Origin of the sequence: Parageobacillus sp. KH3-4, from assembly GCF_022846435.1 — a bacterium.
Lineage (GTDB): Bacteria > Bacillota > Bacilli > Bacillales > Anoxybacillaceae > Parageobacillus > Parageobacillus thermoglucosidasius_A.
Window position 1 is genome coordinate 2,097,561 of record NZ_AP025627.1, and the last position, 13,504, is coordinate 2,111,064.

Genomic DNA, 13,504 nt, shown 5'->3' on the forward strand with positions numbered 1-13,504 from the left:
CCGTCTTTTCTACGGAACAGTATATCACAAATATTTGTATTATTTGAATATTCAATAAGAAAAGAAAAATATTCGCTCTATCCTATCTTTAGACGCCAGCATATGCCAAAAATCCTCCATCAACTGGTACAACGATTCCTGTAACAAATCCGCTTGTTTGTTCATCGACAAGCCAGAGCAAAGTTCCTAATAAATCTTCAGGATTCCCTAATCTCTTCATCGGTGTGTGGGATAAAATTTTTTTTGTACGCTCCGTATATGATCCGTCTGGATTTTTTAGTAAATTTTCATTTTGTTTCGTCAGAAAAAATCCTGGAGCAATCGCGTTAACACGAATTCCGACACTAGCTACATGCACCGCCAGCCATTTTGTGAAATTTTCAATCCCCGCTTTGGCAGCGCTATATGCCGGAACTTTCGTCATTGGCCGGGGGGCGCTCATCGATGAGATATTGATAATCGTTCCTTTTTTTCCGATCATTCGTTTTAGAAAAATTTGTGTTGGAATGACAGTGCCCACAATATTTAAATCGAACACATACTTAAATCCTTCGGTAGTAAGATCAAAAAATGTAGCGATTTCCGGATGATCCAAATCTTCTTGTTCAAGTATCTCTTTTGTGGTAATCCCTTGTGGATGATTACCGCCGGCCCCGTTAATCAACACATCACAGGGGCCGTATTCACGAAATACGATTTCTTCCGCTTTTTTTACACTATCAACATCTAACACATTGCATGGAACGGCGATGGCATCCCCACCTTGGTTGATAATTTCTTCCTTTACTTTTTCTGCTTTTTCCAACGTCCGGTTAAGGATTGCCACTTTCATTCCTTGCCGAGCCAGCTCCTTGGCCATGCAGCTGCACAGCACTCCACCACCGCCGGTAACTACCGCTACTTTGCCTTTTAGATTTGGATGGATTGGCAGCATTTATCCTCTTCCTTTCTTTTGCTTTTCCAGACTATCCCAAATTCCGAAGAGATACATGATACCAAGCGCACGGTCATATAACCCGTATCCCGGCCGCGCTTTTTCATTCCAAATCATCCGTCCATGGTCAGGACGTATATATCCCTGGAAGTTCATATCATGAAGCGCCTTTACGATCTCACATATATCGAGCGAACCATCGCAACTACGGTGGGATGTTTCTTCAAAATCGCCGTTTTCATGTATTTTTATATTTCTAACATGGACAAACGGGACCCGATCCATTTTCAAGAAATATCTGAACATTTCTGGAATATCGTTATTAGGGTTAGCCCCCAATGAACCTGAACACAACGTGATTCCGTTCGCTGGGCTATCGACCATCTTTATAATTTTCTCTAAATTTTCTTTATTTGTTACAATTCGCGGCAATCCAAATACCGACCAAGGCGGATCATCGGGATGAATCGCCATTTTAATCCCGCACTCTTCTGCGACGGGAATAATTTGTTCCAAAAAATAACGCAGGTTTTCAAATAGATCGTCTTCTGTAACTCCTTTATATAGAGAAAAAAGGTTTTTGATTGTTTTCAATCTTTCACGTTCCCACCCTGGCAATAAAAAACCGTTTGCGTCGCTTTCGATTCTTCTAACCATTTCTTCCGGATCAATATTTTCTATTTTATCTTTCTCATAAGCCAAAACCGTAGAACCATCGCTCCGTTTTTTCGCTAGATCCGATCTCGTCCAGTCAAAAACAGGCATGAAGTTATAACAAATAACTTTCACACCAGCTTTCGCTAAATTCCGAATCGTTTGTTTGTAATTTTCAATATAGCGCTCCCGTGAAGGCAATCCTAGTTTAATATCTTCATGGACATTGACACTCTCAATTACCTTAAGGTGGAATCCTTTTTCATTTACCTGTTTTTTCAAGTGTAAAATATCTTCAAGCGGCCACACTTCGCCTACAGGAATGTGGTATAATGCTCCTACAATTCCCTCCACTCCGGGAATTTGCCTCACGTCATCCAGCGAAACAGTATCATTGCCCTTGCCGAACCACCGAAATGTCATTTTCATCGCTTTGCACTCCCTTGATTCATCGAAGGAAATTTACTGAATGTTAAAGTAATTTTTTGCATTAAAATAACAAATGTCTTGAACAATTTTTCCTAAAAAAGGATAATCGGGCGGGACTTCGCCATTTTCCACCCACGTCCCTATTAAATTGCATAGTATTCTTCGAAAATATTCATGCCGTACATAGGATAAAAAACTTCTTGAATCAGTCAGCATGCCTATAAAACTACTTAAAACTCCTACATTGGCTAAGTCCTTCATGTGTGATAGAATCCCATCTTTATGGTCGTTGAACCACCAAGCCGCTCCAAACTGTATTTTTCCTTTAATTCCTTCACCTTGAAAATTGCCAACTGTCGATGCAATAACGTAATTATATGCAGGATTTAAAGTATAAAGAATGATTTTAGGCAGCTTATTTTCTTTTTCTAACGCATTTAAAAAAGAATTCAGTGGCTTTGCCAATATAAAATCATTAATAGAATCATACCCGGTATTTGCGCCTAATTGTTGAAACTTTCTCGCATTCGTATTTCTTATTGAACCAATATGCAGTTGCATGGCCCAATCCAATGAATGATAAAGTTGTCCTAAAAAACGTAATGTAAACGTTTTGTATTTATCTTCTTCTGTTTTAGTTACAATAAAACCATCTTTTCGCTTTTGGAAAATAGCGGACACTTCTTTTAAATCGCTTTCTTCATATGGCATATACTCGAGTCCGTGGTCAGAAATTCTACATCCCATTTCGTGGAAATAGTTAACTCTGTTTCTAATTGCCTCTAACATTTGTTCATAATTAGTTATTTCGATATTCGTAATTTTCCCTAGCTCTCCTATATATTTTGGAAAAGAATGATGATTAATTTCTAATAATGGATCCGGCCGAAAAGTGGGCATGACCTTTGTTGGGATATGTTGGCTACTTTGAATAACTTTATGGTACTCTAAACTATCTAATGGATCATCCGTTGTTCCTATCATTTCCACATTGGATTTAGAAATGATATTGCGGGCTGAGAAATCCTCTTTTTGTAATACTTGGTTACAATGATCCCATATTTCCTTACATGTTCCTTCGTTTAAAACTATATCAACATCGAAATAACGTTTTAATTCCAAATGCGTCCAATGGTATAATGGGTTTCCAATACAATAAGGCACTGCTTTAGCCCACGCTTGGAATTTTTCATAATCACTTACGTCTCCTGTTATATATTTCTCTTCAATCCCCAACGTCCTCATTACACGCCATTTATAATGATCGCCGTCTACCCACAACTCGGTTAAATTTTGAAATCGTTTATCTTCTGCGATTTCCCTCGGACTTAAATGACAGTGGTAGTCAATAATTGGCATATGTTTCGCATATTCATGATAAAGAATTTTCGCCGGTTTATTCTGCAGTAAAAAATTTTCGTGTATAAATGTCTGCACGCAGCTTCCCCTCCTTTTCAACAACATGCATTAGATCTATACATTCTTCTAAACAGGGCGAATTCAAACAAAATAATGCGGATATTGTTTCTTTAGCACGTCCTTTTCAATGACCACTAGTCTTAAATGTTCTTCCATCACTTTTCGCGCTTTCTCTGATTCCTTATTAGCAATTAATTGATAAATTTGCTTATGATGAGAGATGATAATATCCCAGTCTAAATCGGAAAATAATCGAAGCACGCGCAAGCGGTTAAAATGGCTATTTAGGTGCTGAACCATTTTCCATGACCGCGACATCCTGCAACCATCAAAAATAATCTTATGAAATTCCTCATCCAATTCGAAAAGTGCTAAATAGTTGCTCTTTTCCACGCATAATTCCTGCATGGCAATATTTTTTTCTAATTGAAATAAATATTCCTCCGTAAATTTTTCACATGCCAACGCCACTACTTCTTTCTCAATGACCTCTCTAATAAATCTGCCTTCTTCTACATGCTCTAAATTAATCCGTGATACGATCGTGCCGCTTTGCGGAATAATATCTAACAATTCTTCTTGAGCTAATTTTAAGAAAGCCTCACGAACAGGGGTTCTGCTAACATGAAGATTTTCAGCAATTTCCTTTTCAGAAATTTTTGTACCTGGCTCAAGCTCTAAACGCAAAATTTTCTCCTTTAACAAATGATACAGTTGGTCTCTCGTTGATCCCCTTGTAGAGCTTTTTATTTGTTGGCTTTCTTGGAATGTAAACATTGCCATTGAATTCTCCCTTTCATTTTATCTCACTATACTAGTATGGTAGTATTATTCAAAAAATAAACATTTCTTTTTAAAGATAAAAATTCGCTTACATTTTAGCGAAGAAAATATTTTCTGTCAATTGCACCATATATTCATACATTCAGCCATACGGTTGTTGGTTAAAATATTTGCCTATTTCGCTCTTGCTTTTTTTACCGCAGCTACTAATAAGGAAGCATGATGGGCTATTTCCAACAGGTATGAATCAGTGAGGTGCTTTTTTACGTTGACTAATGAGCTTCCTATCCCTACCGCCTCCACGCCTGCTCTTATATAATCTTCTATGTTTTCTATATTTATTCCCCCCGTCGCAATTAACGGTATTTGCGGCAAAGGGTCTTTAATGCTTTTAATGTAATTAGGTCCGAATATACTGATAGGAAATACTTTTACAAAATCAGCTCCATTTTCAAAAGCGGTAACGATTTCCGTTGGTGTTAATCCTCCCGCTATACTCACTGCCCCATACCGCTTCGTCATTTGAATCGTCTCTATGCTCGTGGAAGGAGAAACAATAAACTTAGCTCCGGATAAAATCGCTGATCGTGCCGTTTCCCCATCTAATACGGTGCCAGCACCTACTAATACACCCTCTAGCTCGTTTGCCGCTTTTTCAAGCGCTGCCAGCGCTCCTGGAGCTTCCACTGTGATTTCAATGATATTTATTCCACCTTTTTTTAAAGCGCGCGCAATGGGGATGATATTCTCAACTGTTGCTCCCCTAATGACAGGAATAATTCCCGTTTCTTTAATATCATCCATGCTTTTCCCCCACTTTATTATCGAATAACATCTTCATTATTTTTTGTTATTAATTTTTCAATCTCATCACGTTCAGGCAAACCATCAACATCGCCGCAAACCATCGTCACCAGCGCACCTACAGCATTAGCTCTTTCCACAGCATGATATATGCTTAATCCGTCTAACAATCCCGAAATAAATCCAGCAGCAAACCCATCGCCTGCTCCAACCGGGTCGATCACTTGTTCCACTGGAAAGCCGGGAACCCATTTGTCTTCTTTACTTGTAAAATAATGTGCGCCTTTTTCTCCTAGTTTCAGTACTGCTAGGGAAGCCCCAAGTTCAAGAAATAATTGCCCCAATTTTTCTGTAGGATGGTTGCCAAATAAAAAGGTTGCTTCTGCCATCCCCGGGAGTACAATATCTGCTTGTGATGCGATATAAAGAAGCGTTCCCCTAGCAGCCTCTTCCTTCCAAAGTTTGAGTCGCAAGTTAGGATCGAATACAATTTTCACCCCATTATCGCGCGCTATTTTTATTGCGGCTAAAATGGCTTCCCGACAGCTATCGCTTAAAGCAGGGGTAATGCCTGTAATATGTAAATATTTTGCACTTGCGATATACTCTTCGTCCAAATCAGCCGGTGATAATAGGCTTGCTGCCGAGCCTTTGCGATAATAGTAAGCCCGAATGTCATTTTGCCTTCTCATTTCCTTAAAATAAATGCCTGTCGGTGCTTTTTCGTCCATCTTTACTCTGCTTATATCAACGCCTTCCCCCTTTAAAAAAGCGAGAATTGCCTTTCCAAATTCATCATTTCCGACTCTGCTGATCCAACCGGCACGATGTCCTAACCTTGCAAGGCCAACTGCAACATTAGACTCAGCACCACCGATCTTTTTCGTAAAATGGGTAGCATATCTCATTAATCCATTGCTAGTAGGAGTAAAAACTACCATGGACTCCCCTATTGTGACAACATCCATCTTAAAACCTCCACTTTTCTCATATTCATGTCATCTTGGTGAAGGGAAAATCTACCCCAAACTAAGACTCTCCTGTATTTCCGCTTAACAGAATTTATATTATGAGTACGATGTAATGAAGCTGTCGTCTAATCCAACATAGGTATATGTTTCATCTTTCACCGGTTCTACTTCGATAAGAGTCACTTCGTTTTTCGTTAACTTGACTTGCAACCTTAAAATATTATTTTCCGTCCGCATTCTGCATGTAGTCACTTTAGGCTGTGCTACCTGGCGCAATGTCTCTACGGCCTTTTTATGTGGAAACCGCGGCCTCCCCATTTGTTTCCATACAGCCCATGGATTGCCGTGATCTTCATCGATTGTCTGCCGTTTCACAAAAACATCTTCAAACGGAACAGGTATTTCCATTTCGAAATCTTTTGTAAAACCATTCCCTTTCTCCATAACTAAGTTCCAAGCAACCAGCGCAATAGAACCATCTTCCCTTCTAGTCACAATTATTTCCTCATCACGATAAAGCCGTTCATCACCTAAAGCATTAAAAAATGTAAATAAATGAAAAGTAGGCTTCGGGATCGAATTGAGAGCAACTAGGCCAAATCCGCCGTGAAATTGTGCCTTCGGAACATCCATTTCTTCAAATACATCGCTAAATGTCCAATACGAAAAAGAATCGACATAATCTCCGCCTTCGCTCAAAATCCGGGCTATATATGCCGCGTTGAAAACGGTATCGTGAACCGGGTTGATTGGGCTGTACGATGTATTATACTCCGTAATATGAAAAGGCAGGTGTGGGAACGGCGATTGATCAATTAGCTCGCGAACTGTTTTAAATTGTTGTAACATATCTTCCGGAGCTTCTAATTCTTGATAATAATACTCAAATGTCTTTTTATGCGGCTTCTTTGATGTATAAGCATGCCTGCTTACAAAGTCGACCGGTACATTTTCGTCGGCGCAAAAGCGAAGAAAGTCAACAATCCATTCATCGCTTCCCCCACATATGGCCGGCCCTCCAACTTGAAGATCAGGATGAACGCTTTTTACCGCAGCCGCCGTGACTTTATATAGTTTAAAATATTCTTGTTTATCCGCATCTTTCCAGAAATTTACTAAGTTTGGTTCATTCCAAACTTCAAAAGGCCATTTCAGCACTTCTTCGATACCGTAACGTTCCACAAAATGAGATACTACCGCTACGATTAAATCATACCATTTATTGTAGTTTTTAGGGGGTGTAACGTTCCCTTTCCAATAAAATACAGTTTGCTCTCCAGACGCTAAGGCACTTGGCATAAATCCAAGTTCCACAAATGGGCGGATTCCTAGCTCTAAATAAGAATCAATAATTCTGTCAATATAAGTAAAATTATAAAAAGGTTTTGTTTCTCCATCGATTTCCACTTCACGATAAATGCCTACATCATCAGAAAGCAAACCATGTCCGCGGATATATTGAAATCCTATTTTTTCTTGAACCAATTTTAGATGATCGAAATATTCTTTTCGCAATGCAAGCCCCAATCTTCCTGTGCCGACACAGAATTTCCAATTCTTCTTAAACACTTTTGGCTCATCATCTCGAACTTTTATTTTTTTCATTCCAATGATTCACTTCCTTGATTAGGATATTTGCATAAATCTGCCTCATCATTTATAAATAGTGCGGTTATATTTATCCTCCATTCCCGATTTGCGGTAAAAATATGTATTAATCACATCCCGCCATTCTTTTGCATGTTCTACTTGAATATTCAAACGCTCCAAAACATCACGATATCTTTTTTCATCTATTTTACCTTTTAATTTTTTCCATCTTTCCCTTAACTGCTTGGCTTGCTCTACACCTTCAAAATGAGTGTTGTATATATGCTGAATAACGGTTTCGCCAGATTTGAGACGATGCGTATAAGGGACGTGATGGAAAAACAATAGTAATTCATCTGGACAAGATTCAAGAGATTCGTACATTTCAGCGTTTTCAGGAAAATATTGAGCGGTAAAACCTGTCCCAGTTCGTACTGTTCTATCGACTCCAATCCCGTAACGGTCCGCATAATGGTATGTTCCCCACGGAGAATACTCATACCCATCCACATTTGGGCCATAATGATGTCCAGGGTTCACCATCCATCCTACTCCCAAAGGGGCGGTATAATTTTCATAAATTCTCCAAGAGTCTAAAAGCATCTGGCTAATCTGTCCAACAACTTCCGGGTCATCCCCAAATGTAAGCAGCACCCATTCATTCGTTATTTCCTGCGCTGAAAGGTCTGGATTCCAGGCCAAGCGCCCATACCCATATAAGTTGGCTTGCGCCAATGTATGCCCCGTCCAGTTCGGATCATCGCCTATATTAGAAACAGCTGCGATGCCGCTATACTGATAATTGTATAAAGAGCCGTCTACTACTTTTTTCACTTGCGATCCTTTCCCTTTTGCATACGTATCAAATTCCAACACTTCTTTCCACTGCGGAATTAAATAGCATAAATGTTTTTGCTGCCCTGTATATTCTTGCGTGATTTGAACTTCCATCATTTGATTCGTTTTTGGCATCGCACCAAATAAAGGAGACACCGGCTCCCTTACCTGAAAGTCCATCGGCCCATTTTTTATTTGCAAAACGACATTGTTATGAAATTGACCGTCTAATGGCTTGAAATGATCGTAAGCCGCTTTCGCTCTATCGGTCGAACGATTCCGCCAATCCTGTCGGCAATTGTATACAAAACATCTCCAAATCACGATTCCCCCAAATGGTTGCAGCGCCTCAGCCAGCATATTCGCTCCTTCAGCATGGTTTCTATTATATGTAAATGGTCCAGGCCGAAATTCTGAATCTGCTTTTACTAAGAACCCACCAAAATCTGGGATATAATGATAAATGCGTTCAACTGTCTTTTTCCACCACTGTTGCACGTCCGGATCAAGCGGGTCCGCTGTTGATAGTCCTCCAATTTGGGCCGGACTTGCATAGTTGATGCTTAAAAACGTCTGTATACCGTAAGATCTGAAAATATCTGCAATTTTTGCAACATCCGGCAAAAATTCCTCTGTAATCAATTTTGTTTCTGTTTCGTGGACATTCACATTATTAATCACAACCCCATTAATTCCTACTGACGAAAGCAACCGTGCATAATCTTTGATACGATTTCTATTTTTTACAAACTGATCGTCTTTAAAGAAAATCGAGCGTCCCGCATATCCACGTTCGATACTTCCATCCATATTGTCCCAATGGTTAATCATGCGCAATCGATTTTTCGGGTTTTCCAAAATAGATAAACGCTCGATGCCCTTTTTCATCTGCAATAATCGAAGAAAATGGAACACAGCATACAAAACACCTTTATCCGTTTTTCCCACTAAATAAATGGATAATTCCCCATTATGTGAAATAGACTGAATAGTATATCCTTCCTTGTTTATTTGCTGAAACTCTCTTAAACTTGAAAATCGCCGTTTTACCTCTTCATCATCTATAGTGCCTAATAGAATAAACCCATTTTTTTCAACGTTTTTGGCTACTTTCGGTTGAATGCCAATAATAGACGATATGCCGCGCGAAAGTTCCTCAACAGCCGAATGAAAAACAGGCGATGTTCCTTTCACAACAATATTTGAAAATAAGGAAAGGTTTTGGTAATATCCTTCTACTTTTTCATATCTTAGCCAACAAGGTTCGTATTGTTCCCCTTCCTGTAACACTGCCCCATTTCCTTTCATATATAGCGCCTCCTATTCATGCAAAATATAAGTCTCCTTTTATTCTTTTTCTGCTCCTAAAACGATTCCTTTTACAAAAAATTTCTGAACAAACGGATATATAATGAGCATAGGCAATGCCGCTATAAAAATCTGCGCTGATTTGACAGTCCGCTCTGATAAGTTTTTCAACGTTTCTGCATCGACACTCATTTTACTAAAATCTTGCTGCACAATAATCGTCTGCAAGAATGTGGATAGCGGATAATGCTTGACATTAGACATATAAATCATACCGTCAAACCATGAATTCCAATGAAACACTATGGTAAACAGAGAAATTGTAGCGATAGCCGGCACGGAAATCGGTAAATATATTCTCCAAAATATGGTGAAATGATTAGCTCCATCGATGATAGCTGCTTCTTCCAACGATTTTGGTACAGAAGTTCTAAAAAAATTGACAAGCAATATCAAATTAAAGGCATTTATTGCCGAGGGCAACACTAATGCCCAAATCGTGTCGGTTAGTCCTAATTTTGTTACAACCATATAAGTTGGCACTAGTCCTCCGTGGAATAACATAGTGAAAACGAAAAACCACATATAAATTTTTCTGCCTTTAAAATCATAATCACTCTTTGACAAAGAATAGGCGGCACATAACATAAATGCCATGGATATAGACGTTCCTAATATAACCCGGAGAAACGAATTAAATAATGCACGCACAAAATTTTCGTTTCCAATCGTCTTTTTATATGCATCCAGCGTAAAATCAACAGGCCACAAACCAACAATGTTAGCAGTTGCCGCAGCACTTCCGCTAAATGAAACAGCCAAGATATGAATGAGTGGCAGTATACATAACAATGCTATTAATGCTAGAATGAAATAATTGAATATAGTAAATATTTTATATGACAAACTTTTTTGGTAATGGTGCATGATCCTCCCCCGCTTAGAACACTTTGTAGTTTGCGTATTTATATGCTAAACGGTATCCAGTAACAACTAGAATAAAACTAATAACAGATTTAAATAAACCAACAGCGGTACCGTAACTAAAATCTCCATTTAAAAGCCCGACACGATAAACATACGTATCAATAATATCCCCCGTTTTATATACAAGCGGATTATAAAGGTTTAAAATTTGGTCAAACCCTGCATTTAAAATGTTTCCTAATGATAATGTGCCAACTACAATAATGATAGGAAGCATGGACGGCAATGTCACATAAATCGTCTGTTGCCACCGGTTAGCACCATCGACAATTGCTGCTTCATACAATGTTGGATTAATGGACGTAATAGCAGCGAGAAAGACAATCGTATTAAAACCGCATTCTTTCCAAACATCCGTGATGACAACAACCGTACGGAACCAATCGTTATCTCCGAGAAAGAAAATCGGTTCAATATTAAACAACGAAACGAATACACGGTTAACAATTCCGCCTTCAGGAGAAAGCATATCGATTAAAATGCCGCCTAATATCACCCAAGATAAAAAGTGAGGTAAATAAACAATCGTCTGTACCGTCCGCTTGAATTTCATTATGTAGACTTCATTTAACAGCAGGGCAAAAACTAAGGGAACAACAAGATTAAAAATAATCTTTAATGTGGAAATGACTAAAGTATTCCATATTACTTGGCGAGCATCTTCATATTCAAACATCGTTTTAAAATGCTCGAGCCCTACCCAAGGAGAGTGAAGAAATCCTAGCCAAGGTTCATAATCTTGAAACGCCATTACAAGACCGAGCAAAGGAATGTACTGAAAAATAAAAACAATGATTACAGCTGGTAGTAACATTGCATGTAGCTGCCATGTATTTCGCAAATTCCAACCCTTCTTTTTGCTTATAACCGTTTGGCTTTCTAAATGCGTTTGTGTTTGCAAATTCCTTCTCCTCCTTTTCGTAAGTAACGGGGGCACACGAAACGATGTAACGCAAACTTTTATCGCCCAACTATATCCATTGCTAACAAAATATCAATCATAATATGGTAAAGAACGGCGCGAACATACGCAAAATTCCCAATAAGTTCGCACCGCTCAAACGTATTTTTACTTGCTCTCTTTCACTGATTTATACCATTCATTGACTTCCTTCGTAATGTCATCGCCGCCAGATTTTCTCCATTTTTTAATAAATTTATCAAATTCACCTAGAGGCGCTCTTCCATAGATGATATTAGCAAATGTTTCTCTTTCCATTTTTGTGAGGAATTCTCCTCTTTTTTGCATTGTTTTCGTAGGAGGACCACTGAATTCGTTTTCAATTCTATATTCATTTTGTTGGTTCACAATCGTCGCTGCTTTCATATATGGCTCTCCTTGCGCGACGATCTTCGTATACTCGTATGCATTTTTTGGTTGCCGTTTTGTAGTATATAGCTCTTCTGCAAGGTTATAAAGCATATAAGGAATCGTAGGGATATCGGTTGTCAAGAAATATTTTCCTGGGTCTATTGCTCCGCCTGGAATTTGTTTCGGGTCATATACCGGCTTTCCATCCTTCATCACATAGTCATATCCTTCAAATAATCCATATTTGAAATATTTAGAATCGTTAAACACATAACTGTAGATTGCATCCCAGTATTCAAAGAATTTATCCATATGTTTAAAGTTTTTATTAAATAGGAACATTCCTACAGTTAGTCCCTCACCGCGGCGTCCGATTTTTCCATCTGGCCCGCTCGGCAGAGGATATGGCTCTACAACTGCTCCTGGATTATTTTTAATTGCGTCAGCAATCGGCCACCCGACTGCCCACGGCGGAGCAGCTAAAATTCCCGATTTTCCGGCGACAAAACTTTTGATAGCCGTTTGTTCATCCAAAATTCCTACTTCTTTATCCAAATATCCTTTCTCATACCATTCATGCAGCTTGGCTAAACCTTTTTTAATGGACGGCTGAACAGACCCGTATACTAAAGAGCCATCTTTTTCTTTTGACCAAGAACCAGGTACATAATCGCCATATGCGCCAAAAATAAAACTTCCATCTGCAAGCCAAGTAGCTAAACCATTTTTGCTGGCAAGAGTTAACCCAATGGTGTCTTTTCTCCCGTTTCCGTCCGGGTCTTTGTTTACAAACGCATCCATAATTTTTTCAAGATCTTCGATTGTTTTTGGAGGCTGTAACCCTAATTTGTCCAACCAGTCCTTACGAATCCATAACAACGAATCCGATCCGTTCCCTCCCGAGAAACGAGGGATGCCATATCGTTTGCTATTTACGGTTGCCGGATAAAACGCTTCGGGAAATTTATTAAATATTTCTTTCAATCTTGGTGAAGCATACTTTTCAATTGCTTCATCTACTGGCATAACTTTTCCTGAACGGATTAGGTCATTAATCAACAAACCATCTGCTACCATAAAAACATCTGGAAGTTCTTGGCCAGATGAAAGCGCTAAACGAATTTTATTATAATATTGCTCGTCATTTGGCGCTGTCCATAATGTTTTGAATTTGATTCCTAGTTCCTTCTCAGCCCATCTTGTTGCTGGGTTGTTATTAACATCCTCTCCCTTCCTAAATTTTACATCATCTTTTAAAGTACGGATTGTAGTAATAGTTACCACGGATTTTCCTTCAGAAGATTTACTTGATTCGTCCGAAGAAGCAGGTTCTTTGTCAGTACATCCAGCTAGCAACCCAATAGTCATAACCATTGCTGCCATTGAAACAAATAGCCTTTTGAACATAATTTCTCCCCCCAGCCGTTTTAAATAAATTTCCTCCCGTACGAACCAGCGTAACCATTACTTTAGCTT

At 38.9% G+C, this 13,504-nt stretch carries 11 protein-coding genes; all 11 read right to left on the reverse strand.

The features are described from left to right. Positions 1-88: 88 nt before the first annotated feature. The 11 genes from MWM02_RS10755 to MWM02_RS10805 all read right to left on the reverse strand — a co-directional run bounded on the left by MWM02_RS10755 (position 89) and on the right by MWM02_RS10805 (position 13,435). Positions 89-934, reverse strand: a complete 846-nt coding sequence (locus MWM02_RS10755) for an SDR family oxidoreductase (RefSeq protein ID WP_244401980.1) — start codon at positions 932-934, stop codon at positions 89-91. Next, positions 935-2,017, reverse strand: a complete 1,083-nt coding sequence (gene uxuA / locus MWM02_RS10760) for a mannonate dehydratase (protein WP_481861419.1) — start codon at positions 2,015-2,017, stop codon at positions 935-937. 33 nt (positions 2,018-2,050) lie between these two features. After that, complete coding sequence (gene uxaC / locus MWM02_RS10765; RefSeq protein WP_244401981.1) at positions 2,051-3,454, reverse strand: glucuronate isomerase; 1,404 nt, start codon at positions 3,452-3,454, stop codon at positions 2,051-2,053. Between the two features lie 63 nt (positions 3,455-3,517). Further along, complete coding sequence (locus tag MWM02_RS10770) at positions 3,518-4,219, reverse strand: GntR family transcriptional regulator (protein WP_081260510.1); 702 nt, start codon at positions 4,217-4,219, stop codon at positions 3,518-3,520. A 174-nt stretch (positions 4,220-4,393) separates the two neighbouring features. Further along, on the reverse strand, positions 4,394-5,023 hold the full coding sequence (locus tag MWM02_RS10775; protein WP_244401982.1) for a bifunctional 4-hydroxy-2-oxoglutarate aldolase/2-dehydro-3-deoxy-phosphogluconate aldolase: 630 nt from the start codon (positions 5,021-5,023) through the stop codon (positions 4,394-4,396). A 17-nt stretch (positions 5,024-5,040) separates the two neighbouring features. Further along, on the reverse strand, positions 5,041-5,991 hold the full coding sequence (locus tag MWM02_RS10780; RefSeq protein ID WP_244401983.1) for a sugar kinase: 951 nt from the start codon (positions 5,989-5,991) through the stop codon (positions 5,041-5,043). A gap of 99 nt (positions 5,992-6,090) precedes the next feature. After that, on the reverse strand, positions 6,091-7,599 hold the full coding sequence (locus MWM02_RS10785; RefSeq protein ID WP_244401984.1) for a GH39 family glycosyl hydrolase: 1,509 nt from the start codon (positions 7,597-7,599) through the stop codon (positions 6,091-6,093). Between the two features lie 48 nt (positions 7,600-7,647). Beyond that, on the reverse strand, positions 7,648-9,729 hold the full coding sequence (locus MWM02_RS10790; RefSeq protein WP_244401985.1) for an alpha-glucuronidase family glycosyl hydrolase: 2,082 nt from the start codon (positions 9,727-9,729) through the stop codon (positions 7,648-7,650). A 39-nt stretch (positions 9,730-9,768) separates the two neighbouring features. After that, entirely contained in the window at positions 9,769-10,656 is an 888-nt protein-coding gene (locus tag MWM02_RS10795) for a carbohydrate ABC transporter permease (RefSeq protein ID WP_244401986.1), read from the reverse strand. Between the two features lie 13 nt (positions 10,657-10,669). Further along, complete coding sequence (locus MWM02_RS10800) at positions 10,670-11,530, reverse strand: ABC transporter permease (RefSeq protein ID WP_244403617.1); 861 nt, start codon at positions 11,528-11,530, stop codon at positions 10,670-10,672. Positions 11,531-11,785: 255 nt separating this feature from the next. After that, positions 11,786-13,435 (reverse strand): extracellular solute-binding protein, encoded by a 1,650-nt coding sequence (locus MWM02_RS10805; protein WP_244401987.1) that lies wholly within the window; start codon positions 13,433-13,435, stop codon positions 11,786-11,788. Positions 13,436-13,504: the final 69 nt, after the last annotated feature.

What these genes read in the sequence shown, in the direction of transcription:
- MWM02_RS10770 (WP_081260510.1), bottom strand. Translation starts at nt 4,219, where the DNA reads ATGGCAATGTTTACATTCCAAGAAAGCCAACAAATAAAAAGCTCTACA.
- MWM02_RS10795 (WP_244401986.1), bottom strand. Translation starts at nt 10,656, where the DNA reads ATGCACCATTACCAAAAAAGTTTGTCATATAAAATATTTACTATATTC.
- MWM02_RS10780 (WP_244401983.1), bottom strand. Translation starts at nt 5,991, where the DNA reads ATGGATGTTGTCACAATAGGGGAGTCCATGGTAGTTTTTACTCCTACT.
- MWM02_RS10805 (WP_244401987.1), bottom strand. Translation starts at nt 13,435, where the DNA reads ATGTTCAAAAGGCTATTTGTTTCAATGGCAGCAATGGTTATGACTATT.
- MWM02_RS10755 (WP_244401980.1), bottom strand. Translation starts at nt 934, where the DNA reads ATGCTGCCAATCCATCCAAATCTAAAAGGCAAAGTAGCGGTAGTTACC.
- MWM02_RS10800 (WP_244403617.1), bottom strand. Translation starts at nt 11,530, where the DNA reads ATGTTACTACCAGCTGTAATCATTGTTTTTATTTTTCAGTACATTCCT.
- MWM02_RS10775 (WP_244401982.1), bottom strand. Translation starts at nt 5,023, where the DNA reads ATGGATGATATTAAAGAAACGGGAATTATTCCTGTCATTAGGGGAGCA.
- uxuA (WP_481861419.1), bottom strand. Translation starts at nt 2,017, where the DNA reads ATGAAAATGACATTTCGGTGGTTCGGCAAGGGCAATGATACTGTTTCG.
- MWM02_RS10785 (WP_244401984.1), bottom strand. Translation starts at nt 7,599, where the DNA reads ATGAAAAAAATAAAAGTTCGAGATGATGAGCCAAAAGTGTTTAAGAAG.
- MWM02_RS10790 (WP_244401985.1), bottom strand. Translation starts at nt 9,729, where the DNA reads ATGAAAGGAAATGGGGCAGTGTTACAGGAAGGGGAACAATACGAACCT.